At 64.3% G+C, this 14,647-nt stretch carries 15 protein-coding genes; 6 read left to right on the top strand and 9 right to left on the bottom strand.

Features of this window, described 5'->3' with window-relative positions:
• Positions 1-149 precede the first annotated feature (149 nt).
• Positions 150-3,881 (bottom strand): vitamin B12-dependent ribonucleotide reductase, encoded by a 3,732-nt coding sequence (locus ACYQML_RS11320; RefSeq protein ID WP_461235555.1) that lies wholly within the window; start codon positions 3,879-3,881, stop codon positions 150-152.
• Between the two features lie 516 nt (positions 3,882-4,397).
• Between ACYQML_RS11320 and ACYQML_RS11325 the strand changes: the two genes are divergently transcribed.
• Positions 4,398-4,811: an NADH:ubiquinone oxidoreductase subunit NDUFA12 gene (locus ACYQML_RS11325; protein WP_207412393.1), complete on the top strand. Its 414-nt coding sequence runs from the start codon at positions 4,398-4,400 to the stop codon at positions 4,809-4,811.
• A gap of 78 nt (positions 4,812-4,889) precedes the next feature.
• Here ACYQML_RS11325 and arsH read toward each other — a convergent pair whose 3' ends face one another.
• Positions 4,890-5,648: an arsenical resistance protein ArsH gene (gene arsH / locus ACYQML_RS11330; protein WP_461235556.1), complete on the bottom strand. Its 759-nt coding sequence runs from the start codon at positions 5,646-5,648 to the stop codon at positions 4,890-4,892.
• Positions 5,649-5,695: 47 nt separating this feature from the next.
• Here arsH and ACYQML_RS11335 point away from each other — a divergent pair, with 47 nt between their 5' ends.
• From ACYQML_RS11335 to ACYQML_RS11355, 5 genes are all read left to right on the top strand, one after another.
• Positions 5,696-6,073, top strand: a complete 378-nt coding sequence (locus ACYQML_RS11335; protein WP_207412395.1) for an ArsR/SmtB family transcription factor — start codon at positions 5,696-5,698, stop codon at positions 6,071-6,073.
• The gene (gene arsC / locus ACYQML_RS11340; RefSeq protein ID WP_461235557.1) at positions 6,066-6,503 is read left to right on the top strand and encodes an arsenate reductase (glutaredoxin); all 438 of its coding nucleotides are present in this window, start codon (positions 6,066-6,068) and stop codon (positions 6,501-6,503) included. Before ACYQML_RS11335 ends, arsC begins: the two co-directional genes overlap by 8 nt.
• Before the next feature lie 33 nt (positions 6,504-6,536).
• On the top strand, positions 6,537-7,835 hold the full coding sequence (locus tag ACYQML_RS11345; protein WP_461235558.1) for an arsenic transporter: 1,299 nt from the start codon (positions 6,537-6,539) through the stop codon (positions 7,833-7,835).
• Between the two features lie 141 nt (positions 7,836-7,976).
• On the top strand, positions 7,977-8,648 hold the full coding sequence (locus ACYQML_RS11350) for a DUF2155 domain-containing protein (protein WP_207412398.1): 672 nt from the start codon (positions 7,977-7,979) through the stop codon (positions 8,646-8,648).
• Between the two features lie 28 nt (positions 8,649-8,676).
• A complete protein-coding gene (locus ACYQML_RS11355) occupies positions 8,677-9,309 on the top strand; it encodes a LysE family translocator (protein ID WP_461235559.1) in 633 nt (210 codons plus the stop codon).
• A gap of 13 nt (positions 9,310-9,322) precedes the next feature.
• Here ACYQML_RS11355 and aat read toward each other — a convergent pair whose 3' ends face one another.
• The 7 genes from aat to ACYQML_RS11390 all read right to left on the bottom strand — a co-directional run bounded on the left by aat (position 9,323) and on the right by ACYQML_RS11390 (position 14,622).
• The gene (gene aat, locus ACYQML_RS11360; protein ID WP_461235560.1) at positions 9,323-10,009 is read right to left on the bottom strand and encodes a leucyl/phenylalanyl-tRNA--protein transferase; all 687 of its coding nucleotides are present in this window, start codon (positions 10,007-10,009) and stop codon (positions 9,323-9,325) included.
• A 122-nt stretch (positions 10,010-10,131) separates the two neighbouring features.
• Positions 10,132-10,464, bottom strand: a complete 333-nt coding sequence (locus ACYQML_RS11365) for a hypothetical protein (protein ID WP_056430654.1) — start codon at positions 10,462-10,464, stop codon at positions 10,132-10,134.
• A gap of 411 nt (positions 10,465-10,875) precedes the next feature.
• Positions 10,876-11,190, bottom strand: a complete 315-nt coding sequence (locus ACYQML_RS11370) for a hypothetical protein (RefSeq protein ID WP_461235561.1) — start codon at positions 11,188-11,190, stop codon at positions 10,876-10,878.
• A 133-nt stretch (positions 11,191-11,323) separates the two neighbouring features.
• The gene (gene accC, locus ACYQML_RS11375) at positions 11,324-12,685 is read right to left on the bottom strand and encodes an acetyl-CoA carboxylase biotin carboxylase subunit (protein ID WP_056430648.1); all 1,362 of its coding nucleotides are present in this window, start codon (positions 12,683-12,685) and stop codon (positions 11,324-11,326) included.
• An 11-nt stretch (positions 12,686-12,696) separates the two neighbouring features.
• Positions 12,697-13,182, bottom strand: coding sequence for an acetyl-CoA carboxylase biotin carboxyl carrier protein (accB, locus tag ACYQML_RS11380; protein ID WP_461229569.1), 486 nt, complete (start codon positions 13,180-13,182; stop codon positions 12,697-12,699).
• A 20-nt stretch (positions 13,183-13,202) separates the two neighbouring features.
• Positions 13,203-13,700, bottom strand: a complete 498-nt coding sequence (gene aroQ, locus ACYQML_RS11385) for a type II 3-dehydroquinate dehydratase (protein WP_461235562.1) — start codon at positions 13,698-13,700, stop codon at positions 13,203-13,205.
• Positions 13,701-13,812: 112 nt separating this feature from the next.
• Entirely contained in the window at positions 13,813-14,622 is an 810-nt protein-coding gene (locus ACYQML_RS11390; RefSeq protein ID WP_461235563.1) for a DsbA family protein, read from the bottom strand.
• Positions 14,623-14,647 lie beyond the last annotated feature (25 nt).

The raw sequence follows: 14,647 nt of genomic DNA on the forward strand, positions 1-14,647 counted from the left end.
ATGCCAATCAAAAAGGCCAGCCTGCTGAGAGGCTGGCCTTTACTTATTTTATAGTGAGTTTTCAGGAATTTTTCCGGCAACGAAGGCCCATCTTATCTCAGACCTTGCAACAATACGAGTGCCAGAGAATATGATCTTTGCTCGACACGTTAGGAGCATCCAGTCGTGGACCCGCACGTATCGCATTTCAGGCAAGTTCCGTTGCGCACGAGGGTGAAATTCGCGCATTCCGGGCAGGATTCGCCGACATAACCCTTCATCTTGGCCTCGGCTCGGCGGTCCGACACGGTGCGTTCGGCCTTGACGAAGGGGAGGGCGGTGACGAGGCTTTCGGCTTGGCCCGCCACTTCCGGCTCGGCCTTCAGCGCCGTCGCTCCCCGCAGGGCGTGGACGACGCCCCCAGCCGGAGCGCTGGTTCCGGCCGTGCCGGATCCGACGCCCACCGTGCCGCCGCCCGGACCACCCTGGATCAGGGTGAGCCGGTCGGCCGAGCCGCGCAGCAGGCCGCGCGAGACGACGCTCGAGGCCATCGTGTCCGGCCGGTCGCCGTTGCGGGTGCCTTCGCCTTCGCCTTTGCCCATCACCGTGTTGCCGATCTCGGACGGGTCGACATGGGCGAGGTCCATGCGGCCGAGATAGGAGACGGCGAGTTCGCGGAACACGTAGTCGAGGATCGACGTGGCGTTCTTGATCGCGTCGTTGCCCTGCACGAAGCCCGAGGGCTCGAACCGAGTGAAGGTGAAGGCGTCGACATATTCCTCCATCGGCACGCCGTATTGCAGGCCGATCGAGATCGCGATGGCGAAGTTGTTCATCAGCGAGCGGAAGGCGGCGCCTTCTTTGTGCATGTCGATGAAGATCTCGCCGATGCGGCCGTCCTCGTATTCGCCGGTGCGCAGGTAGACCTTATGGCCCCCAACCACGGCCTTCTGGGTGTAGCCCTTGCGCCGGTCGGGAAGCTTCTCCCGGGACCGGATGCGCTCCACCCGCTCGATCACGCGCTCGACGATCTTCTCGGCGAGCTGCGCCGCCTTGGCGTTGGCCGGCTGGGCCACCAGCGCCTCGATCGCCTCCTCGGCATCCTCTTCCTCATCGGCGATGAGCGCCGAGTTCAGGGGCTGGGACAGCTTCGAGCCGTCGCGGTAAAGGGCGTTGGCCTTGAGGGCCAGCGTCCAGGACAGCTTGTAGGCGCTCTTGCAATCCTCGACCGTGGCGTCGTTCGGCATATTGATGGTTTTGGAGATCGCCCCCGAGATGAAGGGCTGCGCCGCCGCCATCATGCGGATGTGGCTTTCCACCGAGAGGTAGCGCTTGCCGATGCGGCCGCACGGGTTGGCGCAATCGAAGACCGCGTAATGCTCCTGCTTCAGGAACGGCGCACCTTCGAGGGTCATCGCACCGCAAATATGCGTGTTGGCGGCCTCAATGTCCTTCTTCGAATAGCCGAGGAAGGGCAGGATCTCGAAGGTAGGGTCGGCCAGCTTCTCGGTCGGGACCTTCAGTACACTCGTCAGGAAGTCGTCCCCGAGCGTCCAGCGGTTGAAGACGAACTTGATGTCGAAGGCCGATTTCAGGCCCGCCTCGATGGCCGCGAGCTTGTCGTCGGTGAACCCCTTCGCACGCAGGGATCCGGGGTTGATGGCCGGTGCCTGGCCCATCGAGCCGTGGCCTACCGCATACGCCTCGATCTCGGCGATCTCGGATTCGCGGTAGCCAAGGGAGCGCAGCGCATCCGGCACAGCGCGGTTGATGATCTTGAAGTAGCCGCCGCCGGCGAGCTTCTTGAACTTCACCAGGGCGAAGTCCGGCTCGATGCCAGTCGTGTCGCAATCCATCACGAGGCCGATCGTGCCGGTGGGCGCGATGACGGTGGCCTGGGCGTTGCGGTAACCGTGCTCTTCGCCGAGCGCCAGGGCCCGGTCCCACGCCACCTTGGCACGCTCGGCCAGATCGGCCTGGGGCACGTTGGCAATGTCGAGGGGAACGGGGGCGATAGAGAGGAACTCGTAGCCCGCGGCCTCGCCGTGAGCGGCACGACGATGGTTGCGGATCACCTTGAGCATGGCGTCCGCGTTCTCATCGTAGCCGGGGAACGGCCCGAGCTCGGCCGCCATCTCGGCGGAGGTGGCGTAGGCAACGCCGGTCATGATCGCGGTCAGCGCCCCGGCGAGGGCCCGGCCCTGATGCGAATCGTAGGGCAGGCCCATGCTCATCAGCAGGCCGCCGATATTGGCGAAGCCGAGGCCGAGGGTGCGGTATCGGTAGGACAGCTCCGCGATCTCCTTTGACGGGAACTGCGCCATCATCACCGAGATCTCGAGGACTACGGTCCAGAGACGGTTGAGATGCTCGAAGGCGGCGACGTCGAACTGGCCGCTGGCGCGGTCATACATCGTCAGCAGGTTGGCTGAAGCCAGGTTACAGGCCGTGTCGTCGAGGAACATGTACTCGGAGCACGGGTTCGAAGCCCGGATGCGGCCCGCCGAGGGGCAGGTGTGCCAGTCGTTCATCGTGGTGTTGAAGTGCAGGCCCGGATCGGCCGAGGCCCAGGCGGCCTCGCCGATCTTGTCCCACAGCTCACGCGCCTTCAGGGTCTTCACCGGCTTGCCGGTGGTGCGGGCGGTCAGGTTCCAGTCGCCATCGGCCTCGACCGCCCGAAGGAAGTCATCGGTGAGCGAGACGGAATTGTTCGAATTCTGACCGGCGACGGTGAGGTAGGCCTCCGAATCCCAGTCGGTGTCGTAGACGGGGAAATCGATCTTGGTGAAGCCCTGGCGGGCGAACTGAATCACCCGCTTGGTGTAGGCATCCGGCACCATCTCCTTGCGGGCGGCCTTCACGGCCTTCTTCAGCGCCGGGTTACGCTCGGGATCGAAACAGGCGTCACCCTCGGCCTCGCACTGGGTGCAGGCCTTCATTACCGCCTGGAGATGCTTCGAGACGATCTTGGAGCCGGTCACCAGGGCGGCGACCTTCTGCTCCTCCTTCACCTTCCAGTCGATGTATTGCTCGATATCCGGGTGGTCGATGTCGACGATGACCATCTTGGCGGCGCGGCGCGTGGTGCCGCCCGACTTGATCGCGCCGGCCGCCCGGTCGCCGATCTTCAGGAAGGACATCAGGCCCGAGGACTTGCCTCCGCCGCCGAGCTTCTCGTTCTCGCCGCGCAGCATCGAGAAGTTCGAGCCGGTACCGGAGCCGTACTTGAACAGGCGCGCCTCGCGGACCCACAGATCCATGATGCCGCCCTCGTTCACGAGGTCGTCCTGCACGCCCTGGATGAAACAGGCATGCGGCTGCGGGTGCTCGTAGCTCGAGGCCGACTTCACCAGTTCGCCGGTGCGGTAATCGACGTAATGGTGGCCCTGCGCCGGGCCGTCGATTCCGTAGGCCCAGTGAAGACCGGTATTGAACCATTGCGGCGAGTTCGGCGCCACCATCTGGCGGGCGAGCATGAAGCGCAGCTCGTCGAGGAAGGCGGCGGCATCCTCCTCGGAGGTGAAATAGCCGCCCTTCCAGCCCCAGTAGGTCCAGCAGCCGGCGAGGCGGTCGAACACCTGTGTGGAGGAGATCTCGGAGCCCGAACGCTCGGCCTCGGGCAGTTCCGCCAGTGCGGCCTCATCGCCCACCGAGCGCCACAGGAAGGAGGGAACGTCGTTCTCCTCGACCTTCTTCAGACGCGCCGGCACGCCGGCCTTGCGGAAATACTTCTGCGCCAGCACATCGCTGGCGACCTGGCTCCAGCTCTCAGGCACCGAGATACCGTCGAGGCGAAAGACGATGGATCCGTCCGGGTTGCGGATCTCGCTCAGCGCCTTGCGGAAGGCGATGGTCGCGTAGGGGGATTGCCCGGCCGTGGTGTAACGCCGCTCGAACCGCATGAACCCTGTATCCCTTGCCGAAGTATCGATGGCGACGCCGCGTCGCGCGCCGCCGAATTCTTGCTGAGTCTGACGAAGGCAAGCGCCCGCGAACGCTCGCGATGCGCTGTCCCCTGGCCGGAAATGTCTTGAACCACCCAGCGGACTCGACCGCTCCGGTGACCATCGAACGCTATCGCGACCGGGGCCTTCCCGTCAACAACTTGTGTGTGCCGGCTACGTTCCGCGCTAGATGTTGTGGTTCCGCTTAGAAACCTGTGGATATCGCAGCCACACCGATAAGTGTCCTTTCAGCTTGGAGGATTCGGCGCGGAAAATTTTCGGTTCACAGGCCGGGCGGGGGTCGGTCAAAGTAAGCGTTTGGTTAAGAAGCTCGCGATGTGGGATTCCGGCCGCACCGGTCCCGCCCGGACCGGCGGGCAGGACCCGACAAAAGCTGGACTTCGCATCGGCCCCTCACCATAGTCCGGCCCACGAAGGGCGGGCGGTCGAGCCGGTCCGGTTCAGGCAAGTGCGATGGCTCTCAAGGACACGCTTCTGCGGATCTTCACGTGGTGGAACGGGCAGACCATGTCGCTCGCTCTCATGACGGCCCGGCATGGCCAGCTCGTCGGCACGGACGATTTCGGCAACACCTATTACAAGGCGCTCGGCCCGCTGATCGATCGCTCGGTCGGCCCGGAGCGCCGTTGGGTGATCTATAACGGCTATGCCGACGCCTCGAAGGTACCGCCCGGCTGGCGCGGCTGGCTGTGCCATAACAGCGACGTGCCTCCGAGCGAGGAGACCTACATCCCTCGTGAATGGCAGAAGCCGCATGTGGAGAATCTGACCGGCACCAGCGCGGCCTACCGGCCGAAGGGCTCTCAGCTCAATCCCGGCTCCAAGCCGCTGACGGCGGGCGATTACGCGGCCTGGAGCCCGGAATAACCCGGAGCCCGCGCGAACCGGCATCTCAATCCGGCGGTCGCCCGGCGGGGCGGCGCCTGTCAGCTATCCCTTTGTGACTCAGGGCGCCTCCGGAGGCTTGGCAAAGCCTGTATCCGCGGCGACTTCCGTCAGCCGCTCCGGCTGGCGGTCCTTGCGCTCGCTGTAGCGGTCGACGAGATAGTCGGCCCTCTCGCGCGTCAGGAGCGTGAACTTTATCAGTTCCTCGCAGACATCCACCACGCGCTCGTAGAGCGGCCCCGGCTTCATCCGGCCGGCCTCGTCGAATTCCTTGTAGGCCATCGGCACCGAGGACTGGTTCGGGATCGTGATCATCCGCATCCAGCGTCCGAGCAGGCGCAGGGCATTCACCGCGTTGAAACTCTGAGAGCCGCCGGAGACCTGCATCACCGCCAGGGTGCGCCCCTGGGTCGGGCGTACGCTTCCCTCGCTGAGGGGCAACCAGTCGATCTGGCTCTTCATCACACCCGTCAGGGTGCCATGGCGCTCGGGCGACACCCATACCTGCCCCTCCGACCAGAGCGAGAGCCGGCGCAGCTCCTGCACCTTCGGATGAGCGGCGGTGGCGTCATCCGGCAGGGGTAGGCCATCTGCGTCGTAGGTGCGTACCTCGCCGCCCATGGCTTCAAGCAGGCGAGCAGCCTCGTGGGCGAGGAATCGACTGAACGACCGCTCACGCAACGACCCGTACAGGATCAGGAAGCGCGGCGCGTGGCTGAAGGGCTCGTTGACCCGCAGATGCTCCGGTAGCGGCACCGCGAAATGGGCTTCGCTGAGGCTTGGCAATCCGTCGGTGAAGGGCTGTCCGGCCTTGTCCAAGGATCGATCTTCCCTTATATTTCAATAATGATTGAGATATTGCATCGATGATCGAAGAACGGCAAGCCGTCGCGGCTTTCGCGGCCCTCGGCCAGGAGAACCGGTTGCGGATCATCCGCGCCCTGGTCACCGCCGGTCCGGACGGGTTGAGCGCGGGCGCGCTGGCGGGCGAGGTTGGCGTCTCCGGCACCAACCTGTCGTTCCACGCCAAGGAACTGAGCCATGCCGGGCTGATCCAATCCCGGCGCGACGGCCGATCGATCATCTACAGCGCCACCTATCCGGCCCTGTCGGGGCTGATCGAGTTCCTGATGCGCGATTGCTGCCGGGGCAGAGCGGAGGTCTGCGCACCGGCCGTGAACGCGCTCGCCGCCTGTCCCAGTCCCACCAGCGACGAGGCCTATGGAGACCGCACCCATGTCTGAACCGTTCGACGTCGTGATCTATCACAACCCGGATTGCGGCACGTCCCGCAACGCCTTGGCGATGATCCGCAATGCCGGGATCGAGCCGCATGTGGTCGAGTATCTGAAGTCCCCGCCGAACCCGGACCTGATCCGCCAGATGCTCGGCCGGGCCGGGCTCTGTGTCCGGGACATCCTGCGCGAGACGGGCACACCCTACCTGTCGCTCGCCCTCAGCGACCCGACCCTGACAGACGAGGAGTTGCTCGACGCCATCGCGTCGCATCCGATCCTGCTCAACCGCCCGCTCGTGGTGACGCCGAGGGGCGTCGCCCTGTGCCGCCCCTCCGAGGTTGTGCTCGACCTCCTGCCGGTCCAGCACGGCGAGTTCGTCAAGGAGGATGGCGAGCGGGTGGTGGACGAGCATGGACGCCGCGTCGCCACCGCCTGAGCGCGGTTCGACCCATTACGAGAAACGACCCGGATGCTTGCGCTCGCCATCTTCCTCGTCACCCTGGTATTCGTGATCTGGCAGCCGAAGGGGATCGGGATCGGGTGGAGCGCCCTGGCCGGGGCCACCTTGGCGCTCGCCGCCGGGGTCATCCAGCCGGGCGACGTCCCGATCGTCTGGCACATCGTCTGGGATGCGACCTTCACCTTCGTCGCCCTCATCATCATCTCGCTGCTGCTCGATGAAGCCGGGTTCTTTCATTGGGCGGCCCTGCACATCGCCTGCTGGGGCGGCGGCAGGGGCCGGCGGCTGTTCCCCCTTGTGATTGTGCTCGGCGCCGCCATTGCGGCGGTCTTCGCCAATGACGGTGCGGCTCTGCTCCTGACCCCCATCGTGCTCGCGGTCCTGTTGCGGCTCGATTTTAAACCGCCCGCAGCGCTAGCCTTCATCGTCGCCTGCGGTTTCGTCGCCGATTCGACGAGCCTGCCGCTGGTGATTTCCAACCTCGTCAACATCGTATCGGCAAATTATTTCGCCGTGCCCTTCGGGCGCTATGCGGCCGTGATGGTGCCGGTGAACCTCGTATCGCTGACCGCGACCCTGGTGGTTCTGTGGCTCGCCTACCGGCGCGACATCCCCGAAGCCTATCCGATGCACGCGTTGGAAACGCCCAGCGACGCCATCCGCGATCCCGTCGTGTTCCGGACTGCATTCCCGCTGCTCGGCTTGCTGCTGCTCGCCTATACGCTCACCGCACCGCTCGGCGTGCCGGTCTCGGCGGTGACCGGCCTCGGTGCCGCGCTGCTGCTCGGCCTCGCTCTGCGCGGCCGGATCATCCCGGTCCGCAAGGTGCTGACCGGCGCGCCCTGGCAGATCGTCCTGTTCAGCCTCGGCATGTATCTGGTGGTCTACGGCCTCAGGAATGCCGGCCTCACCGGCGAACTGGCCAAGGGCCTCACCTGGCTGGCCGGGCAGGGGCCGTGGGTGGCCACCATCGGCACCGGTTTCGCCGCCGCCATCCTGTCCTCGGTGATGAACAACATGCCGAGCGTGCTGATCGGCGCGCTGTCGATCCAGCAAGCCCCGGACCTGTCGCCATTGACCCGCGAACTGATGATCTACGCCAACGTGATCGGCTGCGATCTCGGCCCGAAATTCACCCCGATCGGCAGCCTCGCCACCCTGCTCTGGCTGCATGTGCTGGCCGCGAAGGGACAGACCATCACCTGGGCCCAGTACATGAAGATCGGGATGGTGATCACCCCGCCGGTCCTGCTGGTCACCCTCGCGGCGCTGGCGATCTGGCTCCCTCTCCTCGGCCCGCAGGGGTAAAGCGCCATCGGCGAACGCCCGACACCCATGGACAGGCACGCCGCCCTTTTTACACCATGCTTGGTCTGTCTATCGGTGCATGACATCGCGACCGCCCTGGCTTAGGGCAGACGCCTCATCGTCCCGCTCCGGGTAAGCCGCATGCTCGTTCAACGCCGATTGCACATTGCCCTGAGGGCCGGCCTCATGCTCGCGGGCGCGGTGGCGCTCGGATTGCCGATGACGGGGCAGGCCCTCGCCGACAAGATCAAGAACCCGACCGCCGTGTTCTCCGGCCTCGACAAGATCACCGGGCGGATCGTGTCCTTCGAGGTCGCTGTCGACGAGACCGTGCAGTTCGGCGCGCTGCAGATGACGCCGCGCGTCTGCTACAGCCGGCCGCCGACCGAGAGCCCGAAGACAACGGCCTTCCTGGAAGTCGACGAGGTGACCCTCGACAATAAGTACCGCCGCATCTTCACTGGCTGGATGTTCGCGGCCAGCCCGGGCCTCCACGCCATCGAGCATCCGATCTACGATGTATGGCTCGTTGATTGCAAAGGCGGCAACGACATCATCGCCGAGGCCCGAGAGCAGGAGGACGTGCCTGCTATGGCGTCGAAGCCGGAAAGGACGAAACGCCAGAAAAATGCCGACCCGACGCGGACGGCTCAGCAGGTCAATCCAAACGGGCAGGTCGACGTGGAAGCGCCGCGTGGCGTTCCGGTACAGCCCAAGCAGAAGCCCTCGCGCAAGTTCTTCCCGACGAATGAAGGCCCGGCCCCCGCGCCGCCGCCGCAGCCACAATCGATCTTCGACGCTATCTTCCGATAGGATCGGCCGGGCAACGGAGTTCCCCAGCATGCCCGACGCCGTCACCTTCCTGGCCTTCGCGGGCGTCTCCCTTGGGATGGTGCTGACGCCGGGGCCGAACATGGCCTATCTGGTCTCCCGCGCGATCTGCCAGGGCCGCGCGGCAGCACTGGTCTCCCTCTGCGGAGTCGCGCTGGGTTTCGTCGTCTATATGCTGTGCGCTGCGTTCGGCATCACGGCGCTGATCCTGGCGATCCCCTATGCATATGACGCGCTGCGGCTGACCGGCGCCCTCTATCTCGGTTATCTCGCCTGGCAGGCCCTGAAGCCCGGCGGTCGCTCGCCGTTCGAGGTGAGCCGGCTCGCCCCCAACAGCCGGACGCGGCTCTTCGCCATGGGTTTCCTCACCAACCTCCTCAACCCAAAGATCGCGATGCTCTACCTCGCGCTGCTGCCGCAATTCGTGACGCCAACAGGCGGCTCGGTGCTGGGACAGACGCTGATGCTCGGCTCCGTTCAGATCGTGATCAGCATCGCGGTGAACGCGCTCATCGCCTTGGCGGCGGGATCGATCGCCGTCTTCCTGTCCCGCAATCCCGGATGGCTGAAGGCCCAGCGCTGGATCATGGGGGGCGTCCTGGGGAGCCTCGCACTTCGTATGGCGCTCGATCGAGGTCGCTAACGCGGCTCGCGACTCAGGTTTCCTGGGCCTGAGCAAGCGAGGCAAGCACCTCCTCGCCGCTGACCGCCCGTTCCTCGGGCCAAACGTCCCAAACTGCTTCAGCAGCGATCGCCTCGGCGAGGCGACGCTTGTAGACATGGCGCGGAACCTCCTCGGCTCCGAACTGGATCAGATGGTCCGTGACGAATTGTGTGTCGGCGAGGCGATATCCGCCCTTCCGCAGTCTCGCCATCAGGTGCGCGAGGGCAACCTTCGAAGCGTCGCGGGAGATGTGAAACATGCTCTCGCCGAAGAAGGCCGCTCCGAGCGAAACGCCATAAAGCCCGCCGACCAGCCGACTTTCGGCATAGACCTCGATCGTATGTGCGTGGCCTGCATCATAAAGTGCGCCGTAGAGTTCGCGGATGCGCGCATTGATCCAGGTCTTCTCGCCATCGCCTCGCGGAGCGGCACAGCCCGAGATGACGCCATCGAAATCGAAATCTGTCCGCACCTCGAAACGGTCGGATCGAATGGTTCGGGCAAGCCGACGCGAAACGTGGAAATAGTCGATTGGCAGGACGCCGCGAGCCTTCGGCTCGACCCAGTAGATCGTCGGGTCCTCGGCATCCTCCGCCATGGGGAAGATGCCGGCGGCATAGGCTTTCAACAGGATCTGCGGAGTGATGTCCACGCAATCGCCGTCGTGGTCGTGGTGCATGGCTACTAATGTGACGTCTCCCGCGCGCGAAAGCCAGAGCAACAAAACGTCACCCAGCGTCGCGCCCAACGAAAAAGGGCGGAGCCTCCGCTCCGCCCACTTACGTTTTAAACGAGCCGAGCTCAGAATTCCGGGCCGCCCGAGGTCGTGCCAAGGTTGGGGTAGGAGCGCTGGTTCTGCTCGGCATTGCCGCCCTTCGCAGAATCCTCGAACACGGCCTCACGGTTGGAGTTGAAGGAACCGCCGCGGACACTTCCTGTGTCCTCAACGTCGATACGGCCTTCTGCATCGCGATAAGTACCGTAGACCGGCGGGCGATCGATTGCGTCGACACCATTGGTACCCGCTAGCGGTACGATCCTGTCGGACGCGCCAACAAAGTCAGTTGGTGCCTGGGCGAGAACGGCGGTGGCGCTCAGGGTAGCAGCCACGAGGGCGAGTGTCAGGGTGCGCATGATTGGAACTCAGTCGGTAGGAAGAGAATCGGCCTCTCGGTGGCTGCCTGGTGAGAATAGAAAGGCGCTGGCCGGGCCGGACTGGTCGAATAAGCTCTGACGACCCAAGACGTTCCGGAGATATTGAGCCGGCGATGTGTCACATCCCACCGGGGGTGAAAAACTAGATCAGATGACCGCCATGCTATGGATGCCCCAGAGAGAACTGTATTTTGCTCTTAATAGGCGCCAGTGCAGTGATTCTTAGAAAAAATGACTAGCTCGCTTTCCAAATCACGGAGGTAGGAATATCCATCATCGTGCTCATCCGCACTAATCGAGAATGACCTACGCTTTCAGAGGCCGGCAAAACAAAACAGCCGACCTGTTGAGGCCGACTGTTCTGTATCGTCACTTTGGAATTATGTGCAATTAGCGGGCGGGGCCGCCGGAGGTCGAGCCGATATTGGCCCCCATGCCTTTGTTCGTCTGATCGGCATTACCGCCCTTCGCAGAATCGACCGCGCCGGCACCCGGCGACATTCCGTTCTCCCCGGCTGGACGGCTCGTGCTGCCCGTGGCCGGCGGCATATCGCGCGTCGACGGGTTGTCGAGCGGCCCACCTGTGGTCGTGCCAGCCTGCGGTACGGCCCGTTCCGGCTGCGAGACGTTACCCGAAGGTGACTGCGCCAGAGCCGGGGAGGCTGCGATAAGCATGGCGGCGACAGTGAGCTTTGCGATACGCATAAAGTTCGTCCTTGCTGATTCCTGTTCTCATCACGGTGGCACAATCACGCTCGATTGCGCACAATGAGAAACTGTTCACCTAAAGAACGAGCTTCTAGCGGAGCAGTTCCGCTTAGCCGATTGTAGAACCTCTTCAGACTGCGGCGTCCGCGAGACCGCCAGCTTCGAGAAAACCCTCCAGCCAATGGATATCGTACGCTCCGTCGAGGACCTCCGGATTTCGCACGAGTGTGCGAAAGAGCGGAAGCGTGGTGTCGACGCCGGCGACAACGAACTCATCGAGGGCGCGACGCAGGCGCATGAGGCATTCCTGGCGGGTGCGCCCGTGAACGATAAGCTTCCCAATGAGGGAATCGTAGTTCGGCGGGATGCGATATCCCTGATAGGCGGCGGAATCGACGCGGACGCCGAGTCCACCCGGCGGATGGAAGTAGGTGATGAGACCAGGCGATGGACGAAAGGTGGCCGGGTGTTCGGCATTGATCCGGCACTCGATGGCATGCCCGGACACCTTGATGTCGTCCTGTGTCACGGAGAGGGGTAGGCCAGCGGCCACACGGATCTGCTCGGCCACGAGATCGACACCCGTAATCATCTCTGTGACCGGGTGCTCGACCTGGATGCGGGTGTTCATCTCGATGAAGTAGAAGCGACCATCCTCGTAGAGGAATTCTACGGTGCCGGCGCCGATATACTCGAGCTCCTGCATCGCCTTGGCGCAGATGCCGCCGATCTCGGCGCGAGTCGCCTCGTCGATCACCGGCGAGCCGCCTTCTTCCCAGACCTTCTGGTGCCGCCGTTGGAGCGAGCAATCGCGCTCCGCGAGGTGGACGGCCCGGCCTCGGCCATCACCAAGAACCTGAACTTCGATATGGCGCGGCTTCTCGAGATACTTCTCGAGATAGACCGCATCGTCACCGAAAGCCGCCTTCGCTTCGGTGCGCGCCATATCGAGGGCCTGCTCGAGATCGGCCTCCGTCCGAGCCACCTTCATACCGCGGCCACCCCCACCGGAGGCGGCCTTCACCAGCACGGGATATCCGATCTCGGCCGCGATCCGCTTGGCTTCTACCGGATCGTCGACCCCACCCTCGGAGCCCGGCACACAAGGGATGCCCAGACGCTTTGCCGTTCGTTTGGCCTCGATCTTGTCACCCATGATGCGGATATGCTCCGCCTTGGGGCCGATGAAACCAATATTGTGGTGCGCCAGCACCTCGGCGAAGCGGGCGTTCTCCGACAGGAATCCGTAGCCCGGGTGCACCGCATCCGCCCCCGTGATCTCGCAGGCGGCGATGATTGACGGAATGTTGAGGTAGCTGTCCCGGGCCGACGGGGGCCCGATGCACACGCTTTCGTCGGCAAGCCGCACATGCATCGCATCGGCATCAGCTGTGGAATGCACCGCTACGGTGGCGATCCCGAGTTCCTTGGCCGCGCGAAGGACGCGAAGTGCGATCTCGCCGCGATTGGCGATCAGGATCTTTTCAAACATGGGACGCGCAATCACTCGATGACGAGGAGAGGTTCGCCGAACTCGACCGGCTGCCCATCCTCGAAGAAGATCGCGGTCACCGTTCCGGCGCGGGGGGCGACGATCTCATTGAACGTCTTCATGGCCTCGATCAGAAGGAGCTTCTCGCCAGCTGCGACTGTTGAGCCGATATCGACGAAGGCCTTGGCATCCGGGGAGGGTCGACGATACGCGGTACCGACCATTGGCGAGGGTACGGCTCCGGGGTGTCCCGCCCCGGCCTTGGTACGATCACCGGCGGTGCCGGGGCCGGCGACAGGCGCCGCAGCCGCCGCGGGAGCCGACATCGCCAGTGCAGGGGCGGGAGCAGCCACCTGAACGTGAACGGGCTCGATCCGACGGACCACGCGGATGCGCAGGTCACCCTTCTCCACCTCGATTTCGGTCAGATCCGTCTCGGTCACGAGTTTGGCGAGTTCGCGTACGAGCTCGGGATCGAAAGGTTCGTTCTTAGGCATCGGCACCTTGGCCATTCCGGTCAGTCTTGAGAGTTGGCGTCCGACGAAGCATCGGACAGGAGAGAAGGGAGAGACGGCAAGCGAGCCTGGAGCAACCGCACCAGGGCTTCCAGACCCAGACCGTAGCTGTGCGGACCGAAACCGCAGACGATTCCAGCGCAGACCGGTGCGATGAGCGAAACATGCCTGAAGGCCTCGCGCGCATGCACGTTCGAGAGATGCACCTCAACCGCGATGGCACCACTGCCGGCGATCGCATCGCGTAGGGCGACGGAGGTATGGGTGTAGGCGGCGGCGTTGATAAGCACCCCGGCGCCCACAAGGCCCGCCTCCTGCACGAAACCGACCAGTTCGCCCTCGTGGTTGGTCTGGCGGACGGTCAACATGACGCCGAGGGGTTCGGCGCGCGCGCGTAGGTCGCGCTCGATGTCGTCGAGCGTGGCGGTCCCGTAGATGCCTGGCTCGCGGCGTCCCAGGAGGTTGAGGTTCGGTCCATGAAGGACGTGGATCGGGATCATGACATCGCGTTCGAAGCGCCGGCCGCACCAATGAGCCGGGGCGGTGGTCCTAGACGATCGCCGCCGGAAGCGACAGATGCATTGCCCGGGCAATCGCCGGGCATGATGCGCCTCAGCAGCTCGCGTGGCCGCATTGCCGGATATCGCTGATGGTCTTGCGGATCGGCTCCACGCCCACGGCACCGGGGATGATCTCCTCACCGATGATGAAGGCCGGCGTACCGGAGAGACCGAGCTTGTCGCCGAGGCCGACATTCTCTGCCAGCGCCGCCTTCACTTCCGCTCCCTGTGCATCCTTCTGCAGCTTGGCGATGTCGAGGCCCATATCCTTGGCCAGCGCAACCGCGCGCTCGCCGTTGACCCGCCCCTTGCTCTCCAGAAGCTTGACGTGGAACTCGAATAGCTTCTCGCCCTTGAGCTGCTGCTTGGCCGCCAGCGAGATCTTGCTGGCTTCCAGTGATTCCGCTCCGAGGACGGGGAAATCCTTCAGCACGACCCGCAGCCTGGGATCCCCCTTCACCAACGTCTGGATGTCGGCGAGCGCCTTGCGGCAATAGCCGCAATTATAGTCGAAGAACTCTACCAGGGTGACGTCGCCGGACGGATTGCCGACCACTACGCCGTGCGGCGAGTTCACGAGTGCCTCGCGGGATTCCTTCAGCGCGGCGGCCTGGGCCAGCTTCTGTGTCTCCTGCTGGCGGCGCTCGCCCTCGGCGATGGCCTCCTGCAAAACATCAGGATTCTTGACTAGGTAATCCTTGATGATCGCCTCGATCGCCTGGCGCTGCACATCGGTGAAGGCTGCAGCCGAAGCCGGGGCCATCTGAGCGGGAGCCGGCGCCTGCGCATTAGCGTTCGAAACGCCGGAGGTCAGAGCGCCAGCGAGGGCGACGGACGAAATAAAGTGGCGAAGCAGGCGCATTGATCCTCGCGGGGTCGCGTCCCGT

The organism is Methylobacterium sp. CM6244, assembly GCF_054817885.1.

Coding starts and splice junctions, on each gene's coding strand:
- ACYQML_RS11335 (WP_207412395.1), top strand. CDS start 5,696: ATGATCGAAGAACGGCAAGCCGTCGCGGCTTTCGCGGCCCTCGGCCAG.
- ACYQML_RS11350 (WP_207412398.1), top strand. CDS start 7,977: ATGCTCGTTCAACGCCGATTGCACATTGCCCTGAGGGCCGGCCTCATG.
- accC (WP_056430648.1), bottom strand. CDS start 12,685: ATGTTTGAAAAGATCCTGATCGCCAATCGCGGCGAGATCGCACTTCGC.
- ACYQML_RS11325 (WP_207412393.1), top strand. CDS start 4,398: ATGGCTCTCAAGGACACGCTTCTGCGGATCTTCACGTGGTGGAACGGG.
- ACYQML_RS11365 (WP_056430654.1), bottom strand. CDS start 10,464: ATGCGCACCCTGACACTCGCCCTCGTGGCTGCTACCCTGAGCGCCACC.
- arsC (WP_461235557.1), top strand. CDS start 6,066: ATGTCTGAACCGTTCGACGTCGTGATCTATCACAACCCGGATTGCGGC.
- aroQ (WP_461235562.1), bottom strand. CDS start 13,700: ATGATCCCGATCCACGTCCTTCATGGACCGAACCTCAACCTCCTGGGA.
- ACYQML_RS11345 (WP_461235558.1), top strand. CDS start 6,537: ATGCTTGCGCTCGCCATCTTCCTCGTCACCCTGGTATTCGTGATCTGG.
- ACYQML_RS11320 (WP_461235555.1), bottom strand. CDS start 3,881: ATGCGGTTCGAGCGGCGTTACACCACGGCCGGGCAATCCCCCTACGCG.
- accB (WP_461229569.1), bottom strand. CDS start 13,182: ATGCCTAAGAACGAACCTTTCGATCCCGAGCTCGTACGCGAACTCGCC.
- ACYQML_RS11370 (WP_461235561.1), bottom strand. CDS start 11,190: ATGCGTATCGCAAAGCTCACTGTCGCCGCCATGCTTATCGCAGCCTCC.
- ACYQML_RS11355 (WP_461235559.1), top strand. CDS start 8,677: ATGCCCGACGCCGTCACCTTCCTGGCCTTCGCGGGCGTCTCCCTTGGG.
- aat (WP_461235560.1), bottom strand. CDS start 10,009: ATGCACCACGACCACGACGGCGATTGCGTGGACATCACTCCGCAGATC.
- ACYQML_RS11390 (WP_461235563.1), bottom strand. CDS start 14,622: ATGCGCCTGCTTCGCCACTTTATTTCGTCCGTCGCCCTCGCTGGCGCT.